The organism is Candidatus Neomarinimicrobiota bacterium, from assembly GCA_034716895.1.
Lineage (GTDB): Bacteria > Fidelibacterota > UBA8477 > UBA8477 > JABMPR01 > JABMPR01.
Genome location: JAYEKW010000237.1, coordinates 1 through 7,344 on the forward strand (window position 1 = coordinate 1; position 7,344 = coordinate 7,344).

The 7,344-nt window shown below is 45.3% G+C and carries 4 protein-coding genes and 1 pseudogene; 1 reads left to right on the forward strand and 4 read right to left on the reverse strand.

What is annotated here, in order from left to right:
- Positions 1-4,242: DUF2341 domain-containing protein (locus tag U9Q77_13130; protein ID MEA3288299.1), on the reverse strand; the 4,242-nt coding region annotated here is incomplete at its 3' end.
- Positions 4,243-4,818: 576 nt separating this feature from the next.
- On the opposite strand from U9Q77_13130, the pseudogene prxU reads away from it, so the two are divergent.
- Positions 4,819-5,427, forward strand: a pseudogene (prxU, locus tag U9Q77_13135) (thioredoxin-dependent peroxiredoxin).
- Positions 5,428-5,493: 66 nt separating this feature from the next.
- Here prxU and U9Q77_13140 read toward each other — a convergent pair.
- From U9Q77_13140 to U9Q77_13150, 3 genes are all read right to left on the reverse strand, one after another.
- Positions 5,494-6,411 (reverse strand): hypothetical protein, encoded by a 918-nt coding sequence (locus U9Q77_13140; GenBank protein ID MEA3288300.1) that lies wholly within the window; start codon positions 6,409-6,411, stop codon positions 5,494-5,496.
- 69 nt (positions 6,412-6,480) lie between these two features.
- Positions 6,481-6,981 (reverse strand): prepilin-type N-terminal cleavage/methylation domain-containing protein, encoded by a 501-nt coding sequence (locus U9Q77_13145; GenBank protein ID MEA3288301.1) that lies wholly within the window; start codon positions 6,979-6,981, stop codon positions 6,481-6,483.
- Positions 6,981-7,344 (reverse strand): hypothetical protein (locus U9Q77_13150; GenBank protein MEA3288302.1); only part of this gene is annotated, 364 nt, incomplete at its 5' end. The genes U9Q77_13145 and U9Q77_13150, both read right to left, overlap by 1 nt.

Genomic DNA, 7,344 nt, shown 5'->3' on the forward strand with positions numbered 1-7,344 from the left:
ATTGTTACCCCCCGCATCCTTTAATTGAACTGTAATAGTGGATGTACTCACAGCATCATTTGCAAGGACGGTTGGGCTGGCAGTTATCTCAGACATACCGGCACTTGCTGGCCCAGATTCAACTGTAAACGTATTGCTGTTTCCAGTTTCACTGCTAGATGTAGTAGTAGCAGTAACTGTATAGTCTCCAATGCTACTGATGGCCAGGGTATGTGACGCGAGAACGCCAGCTACAAACGCAGTAGTGGTCCCACTACCATTGCTTAGTGTACCTGAGGATGTAAGATCAACAGTTCCTGTAAAATCTGTATCCACAGCTGAACTTCCATCCACTGCAGAAATCTTCACATTGAAGTCGACCCCGGCTGTCTGAGTCAGAATATTGCCAGTACTCTCCTTCTCAATCAGAAAAGTAACATATTGTCCCGGATTCGAGACAACAAATGAGCTACTCACAGCAGAGGTTAGACCTGTACTGGAGGCAGTTAGGACAAAAGTATCAGCGGCATCTATCACTAAATCACTAAAGGATATATGTCCCCCTGCATCTGTACTTAGGGTATCGGTTCCCGTCAGATTGCCAGTTCCTGTTGAAATGGCAATGACTACTGAGGTTCCCGCAGTCTCCATGGTATTGCCGCCAGCATCTTGAATCTCAACATTAATTGCTGGTGACAGAACCTCACCCATAGTACCTGCTGAAGGTGATTGCGTGTAGATCACATCTGTAGGCGTTCCGGCAACCAGAGTCAAGGTTCCATAGTTCGTGCTCCCACCGGGACCAGTGGTCCCCGTATTGGTGATCTCTCCCGTACTTGGAACTAATGCTGAGCTGGGTCTCACCTGGATTCCACTAAAAATGACCTCACCGGGTTGACTACCAGAGTTTGATGCTGTACCAACAGTATAGGTGATGGTTGAACTGGTTCTCGATGTATAGGAAACTGTGAGTGCAGTCGAAATCCCATAAGCTTCCTGAACAGTAACGGTAGGTGTCGCACCAACAGTATCCCATTCGTAACCGCTGGGTGCGTTTAATATAATGGTACCGCCACCAATTAATTCACCTGCAGTATCTTCAGTAATACGTGGTCCAGTTAATGTCGTAAAGGAGCCACCTGAGTCATCAGCTGAAATTGATTCTCCACCAGAGGCCGGTTCAAGAAGTCGAACACTGATAGCATATTTATCAGAAAAATAGTCCTCAATACTTTGCCGTTCGGACTCTAATAGATGTCTGTTATAGTGGACAACTTCAGCAATCATACCATCCCAGCAGCCCCCTCCATCCTCTGGACCTTGACCGATAATCATTTTTACTGCAGAGCTGATAGAGCCTGAGGGTGCTGATCCAGAATAGGAGGGATTATTCAAAACACCATCTATGTACAGATCCCAAACTTCATTGCTTTTCCAATCCAAACAGACAATTTGTGCGTTGGTCGTCTGAATTTCAGCAATACTCTCCATCTCATTGGCTACCACATCGTCCATGATGGCAACCTTGACTACATTCAATTCACTGCTGTTGTCCCCCACTGCATCATAGCGAATGGAGAATTCCTTATCCCCATTTCCAGGATTTCGGACAAGCCATAAACCCTTATCTGTTGAAGTGATATCAGATTTTACCACGAGAAAGGTAGTGAATTCCGTGAGTCCGATGATATAATCTTCACCATCGGCATCCCGAAGGGATTCACCCCCACCTGAATACTCTATGGCACTTTCTCCGTTTAAGCCAGCCACGTTTTCCCGCCAGTAGGGTGTTCCGCTGGAATTAATAAAATCTCGCCCGTTACCGCTTTGGTCTTTCCATACCTGTACATCATCACCATCCACCGCTTCTGCAGTCCCACCGTTGTCCGTATACACCCCTTCATTGCTATTCAGCCATAAGTCAAGACCTGAAATAGTTGCTGGAGCACCAGATGAAACTGAGCGGGTCAATAAATTGCTCGTAGAAGTAGGGTCGAATACTTTAAATGTGATCACACGCGTCGGTGTATGCGGGGTAGCTAGGTGATTCTCATAGGTAATTGAACGTAAAACGGTTTCGTAGGAAGCCAGTGCTTTTTTACCTGTTAATCTTAACGTTCCACTGACGTTGTCCCAAGTCCCGGAAATTCCGTAAATACTGGCGTATCCCAGGCTATCCTCGCCGGTAAAAAAATTGCTGCTAATCTGGACATTGGCACTATCAATTTTGGTGTTATCGCCATCATAGATGGTGAGTGAGTCCGTGATTGCCACGGGTCCATCACCGGCGTCGTAAACCATTCCCGCTCGTTCAATATCACTGATGATAGGGGCATCGTTGACAGCAGTTACACTCAGATCACGTGTCAAAATATTGCTGTGAGCCAAGCCATCACTAACCTGAAAACTGATGGTCCTGGTGGCTGTATCAGGATCGGGGTTTAAGTTTTCATAGGTGACTGCTCTCAAAGCAGATTGGTAATCACTGAGGGCGGCAGAGCCTGTTAAAAGCAGGATACCATTCACACTGCTCCAGGAGGGGGTGATCCCGTAAGCGGTGGCAAAATCGAGCTTATCCTCACCACTCACATAATTAGCTGCGATGGACACCCAGGCCGTATCCAGGTAGTAGTCATCCACATCCGAGATCGCCAGTGTTGTGGTCAGAATTGTATCAGGATCCCCATCAGTATAGGCCAGGGTAGCTCCTTCAATACTTGCCAGAACCGAGGCATTATTTATAGCGCCAATAGTGATATCGCGAGTAACCGTAGGACTGAACCCAGTTCCATCACTTACACTAAAACTCACGGTTCGAGTTGAGGTTGAAGGCACAGCTTCCGAATTTTGATAATAAACTTCCTGCAAAGCTGATGTGTAATCTGCAATGGGAGCATTTCCAGTTAAACGTAATATGCCGGTACTTTCCTGCCAGGATCCAGTGATGCCATAATTTGTTGCAAAAGTCAGGGTGTCTTCACTACTCAAGTAGTTTGTAGAAATCTGAACTTTCGCACTATCCAGGGTGAACTCCGAATAGTCATGTGCAATGACGCTCGTGCTAACGATAGTGGCCGGGTCATTTGCTTGATACGATAAGGCGATAGTTTCGATATCACTCAGAGTGGGTAATTCATTGGTGGTTGAAACTGTATGGAAGGTGCCAGGGGAAGTCATGTTCGTGTATTCAGTGGCAATCCAATCAGCACTTAGCTCAACATTGGATATACGGACCTCATCAATAAGACCATCCCAGGAACTGGTAGCTCCATCTTTGGAGCCCTTGCCAATAATCAGCTTTTCACTTTTATTGGTGGTTCCCGATCTGCTTTTGCCCCAAGAAGGAGTATCCAGACTACCATCTATATAAAAATCCGTTAAATCCCCATCTGTACGGGTCATCGTGATATGTTGCCAACTCGTGGTGGCTGATCCATTGCTGGATTCATGTCTTTGCTTGCTCGTTGTACCAACCAACAGAGCTGTACGATAGACATTGGTCCCACCACCCTTTTCACCAGCAGCATCCTGACGAATCATTAATCGTCGATCCAGGGCATCTGGATCGTCAGCATAGATCAGACCCTTGTCAGTTCCAACAGCATCTGCCTTAGCCCATAGTGAAATCGAAATACTACTTAAGCCATCCAGATAGGTACCAGCCTTCAGCTCTTCCAGATCATCCCCATCACCATCAAACTCCCTGGCACTACCCAACTTACCGGATGAGCTAACTGCAGTGTTGTGATCCGTAAGGGTATAAGTGCCGGCAGCATCACTAAGATCTTCCAGATGCCAGACTCCCAGATAATTACTATTCCAGGTCAGTGTATCTGATTGGTCAGAGTAGATACCTGATTTTCCGTAGTAGAGGTAGATGATGCTATCTGAAGCTGGGGACAAGGTGGGCATTCTAACCCAGCAGAGCAAATCACCAGTTGTTGAAGTATAATTTTGGAGTTCGAAATCCAGAAGTGTGGATCCATCTGACTGAGTAAAAATGATGTCATAGCCGGAAGGGTTGACAACGCCTCCCGAATTGCTGGTGGATTTAAGATCAGTTTCAGTAAGCTTGATCATCACGGGAAAATTCGAGTGAGCAGTTGATCCGCTGATCTGCGAACTATTCAGAGTAATTTTTTTGCGGTGCTCATACCCTGCCGGTTGTGCGCTAAGTGAAGCCACCAAAAATATCAGCAAGCCCGTCAGCACCAGTAACCAATTCAGGGTTAGTTGACTTATTTTTGGTTTTTGAGTGATCACGTTATGCATTACTATAATTTATATATTTCACGTACGCGTAACAGACAAGTTATATGCCAAATTATGCTTCAGGTGTGCTGAGCTCAATTTCAGTCTTCCAATACAAATTATCTACTGGTAATTTCACCTCAACAAATATGCTTATCATGTTATTTATATATGATATATGGACTTTATCATACGACTCCAGAGTTTACGATAATTTGAGATTCCAAGAAGCACATGAATTCTTTGTTACCGAGTCGGGGGTAATTATTTCTGACAATTTCAATTAATTTCTGTCTGATTAATATGACACATCCGGGAATCTGATCACCCTATGTTAGCCTTCGGCAGATCAGTCTACCTGGGTCTGAAGGAATATCTCTGGACCCTCACAAAATCGGTCAAGTCATTTTCACACCTTGAGTCAGGCTACTCACTGCGTATATTATCACCTGTTTTTTATCAACTATTGTCAAATACTTCATAACGGATCATCATCGAAAGGATCGGTTACCTCAAACCAACGGTTCCCATCGATTAATCTCTTATGCTGAAAATAGTGTATGCTAATAATAAGGAGACTATCAAATGAGCGAAGTATCAGTTGGAGCAAAAGCTCCGGATTTTGTCGCGCCAGCCTATTATAAAGGTGGTTTTACGACTGTCAAGTTATCAGATTTTTTGGGGAAATGGACGCTCCTATGCTTTTATCCAGGGGACTTCACCTTCGTCTGAGCTACTGAAGTATCAGCGGTCGCTGATTCGTATGACAAACTTCAAGCTTTGGATGTTGAAGTTATCTCAGTAAGCGTAGACAGTCAATTCGTCCACAAAATGTGGAATGATCATGAGCTTTCCAAAATGGTAGGCAAGGATATTCCCTTTCACATGGCCTCAGATGGTTCTGGAAATATTGGTGATCTTTACGGGGTCTATAATGAGGAAGCTGGAGTGGAAATGCGGGGGCGCTTCATCATCGATCCGGATGGTGTGGTTCAAGCCTATGAAATCCTGACACCGCCAGTTGGCCGCCAGATGGCCGAGACCATCCGGCAGGTGCAAGCCTACCAACATGTCCGTGCTACCAAGGCCGCTGAAGTTTGTCCAGCCGGCTGGGAACCTGGGAAGAAGATCCTCAAACCAGGACCGGATCTAGTGGGAAATGTCTGGAAGGAATGGAATCCCAAGACAGATCACTGATAAACATCAATCAGAAATTGATTCGTTGGCGAAGAGCTCTCTTTGGAGGGCTCTTCCTTTTTGAGTCTAAAGTGGTTCCCATAAAGCGATCTGTTTGGGCCAATCATAGGCACTAAAGCTTCCAAACCCCTGAGGCCAGCGATAGTATTGAGGATACTGATCATCAATAAAGTCCATATTCCTCCAGAGAAAGACATTTCTGGCCACCACGGGACCGGAAAGCTCCCCTTTTCGCAGTAAAATGGATCCGGCAGCATAGATCGCTCCTTGGATATGGTCTTTCCTGGATCCAAACCACTCGTTGATGAAAAATGTGAAAGTAGAATCTGTAAAAACCAAAGCAGGATAGACCAGGGAATCGTTTTGCAGGGCACTTACAATATTATTTCTTCTAAAATCAATACCGGTTCCAGTAAATATCATGGTGGTGTTGGATAGCTCAACATTCTCAATTTTTACACCATCTCCGGTAAATACAAGAATACCCTCTCGCAGATCAGCATCATAATAGGTTCGATCATTCCCAGTATAGATCGTATCGGCTCTATTTATCCAATAGCTGAGATCAACCTCCGGCAAAAATCCAAAATTTTCCCGTGGAACATGTTCAGGTTCTTCGCCAATCCCATAACTGGACTGTGAGATCGTATTTCTGGTTCCAATAGCCCGGAGGAAATGATGATCTTCCTCCAAAGAAAGTTTGAAGCCGCACGAATCATCTGCCGTTGCCAGGTTGATGGTCAGGGTTAGTGTGGTACTGTCATAAATGCTGGTGACATCACCGTTGCTGAAAGAACCCAGGCTATCTGCCCCGGTATTCAGACGCCAGATAGCAATGTTTGCCACGGATTCAACTTCGATCTGATTTTCCAGGGTATGGGCAGCAGTCTGGGCATCCAGAATGACTGCTTGAGCCAGATTCAGTACCCCTAAACCAGTGATACTAAAGATGATCGCAGTAACCATGATGGCGATGATATACATTTATTCAAGTTCCATTTCAAATTTACATTTGAGCAGTTTATTTATGCAGTTAACCGGCTCAGTCACCCATCAATTCCTGATACTCACCAGCCAGTCCAATTCAACGGTATCACCAGCTTCACTTAGTTGCATGGAAATGGTCAATTGTTTCTTGCTGAATCCAGGTTGTTGACTGAATTGCAACTGGGAAATATCTGAATCAATCGGTTGATGAGTAGTTGTATCGATCTGCCAAACCAGCTGAGCAGACTCAACTGAAAGGTGATCAACCGTACTATCCGGACGGACAGCCCGTAAAATGCTTCCTGAGCTGGATGTAGTTCCGGAACTCTCATCAGCGGCGTTGGCATAAATCCTCATAGAATCAGCGATCTGTAAAGTCAGTTTCTGACGAACATATCGATCCACGATGAATGCATCCCGGCTCAATTGAGAGCGGACCTGGGTATCATTGTACATATTTCTGGAATACATCAGCACAGATGAAAACCCGATAGCTACAATACTGGCGATCACCAGCGTTACCATTAGTTCAGGCAGCGTCGCTCCTCGTGATCCATTATATCCCATTAGTAGTCCCAACCACTTGCTTCAGATAGATAGGCTGTGAGGCTATCGGACAGATTATCTGGTGAAAACCAGGCGATATAGATTTTGATCTGGTAATAATCAGGTTGAGTATTATCTGATGGATAATACCCATCAGTCCCGTCATCGATGCCGGTGACGACGGTTGTACGATAAGCTTGAATACGATTGATGGTGATCGCCTGCGAACTCTCAGGCAGACTATCCTGCAACACCGAATAGCCAAAGTCAACGGCTTGCTCCATGCGTGAAGCCATATTGATCCAGGCCAGCTGTTTACGAATGGCTTTGTCGATATCCCAACGGGAGTAGACCATATACTGAGTCGTTCCCAGGGCTATTATG